The sequence below is a fragment of the Mesorhizobium sp. M7A.F.Ca.CA.001.08.2.1 genome, from assembly GCF_003998455.1.
Lineage (GTDB): Bacteria > Pseudomonadota > Alphaproteobacteria > Rhizobiales > Rhizobiaceae > Mesorhizobium > Mesorhizobium ciceri.
Window position 1 is genome coordinate 1 of sequence record NZ_RZPW01001273.1, and the last position, 910, is coordinate 910.

At 64.0% G+C, this 910-nt stretch carries 1 protein-coding gene and 1 pseudogene; both read right to left on the reverse strand.

The window, feature by feature from the left end; all coding sequences use genetic code 11:
• Window positions 1-284: pseudogene (locus EN914_RS36770) on the reverse strand (cytochrome ubiquinol oxidase subunit I); the annotation flags it as partial.
• Window positions 281-910 (reverse strand): c-type cytochrome (locus EN914_RS36775; protein ID WP_127389752.1); only part of this gene is annotated, 630 nt, incomplete at its 5' end. The gene EN914_RS36775 and the pseudogene EN914_RS36770, both read right to left, overlap by 4 nt.

The window sequence follows — 910 nt, forward strand, 5'->3', positions numbered from 1 at the left end:
CCAGAAAGCTGGATGCGCATGACGACAGCGTTGAGGCCGCCAAGACCAAGGAACACGAAAGCGGTGATCAAATAGCGTCGTGCGATCACCTTGTGATCGACGCTCGACAAGGCTCCGACGATACCGGATGGCGTCCGCCAGGTGCGCTCGAGCCAGCGATGCAGGCCGGCATCATCCATGCCGGTGTCGCGCGGTCCGTCATGCTCGGGCGCGATGTCGCCTTTTGCAGATACCTTGCGCTCCGGCGGCAGGTCGCGTTGGCTTGTGAGATCCGCGCTGCTCATTTCAGACCCTCGAGATAGGCGATCACGGCATTGAGCTCATCGCCGCTGAGCTCCACCACCGGCATGTGGGAGCCGGGCTTGATGCCTTGCGGGTCGGCTATCCAGGCGGCGAGATTGCCGCGGCTCATCGTCAAGGTCCCGGCAGCGAGCGTCTGCCGGCTGGCTATGTGGGTGAGATCGGGAGCCACCGTTCCGCCGGCCGGCGTCCCCCCGATCCTGTGACACATCACGCAGGGGCGTTTGAGGAACAGGTCCGCACCGACCTTGGCTTCGCCGCTCGCCGGCGCGCCGGCCGGCTGCAACTGGTCGTTCAGCCAGGCATCGAATTTCGGGCGCGGCTCGGCGATGATGAAGGTGCCCATGTTGGCGTGCTGCGCACCGCAGAATTCAGCGCATTGACCACGGTAGACGCCTGGCTTGTCCGCCTTGATATCCAGGACGTTCATGTGGCCCGGGATAAGGTCGAGCTTGCCGGCCAAGCTTGGGATCCAGAAGGAATGGATCACATCGGTCGAGGTCAAAAGCAGCCGCACCGGCTCGCCGGCAGGGATATGAATCTCGTTTGCCGTCGTCAGGATGCGGCTCGGCGTAGCATCCTCGTAGCGCACCTCCCACCACCACTGGTG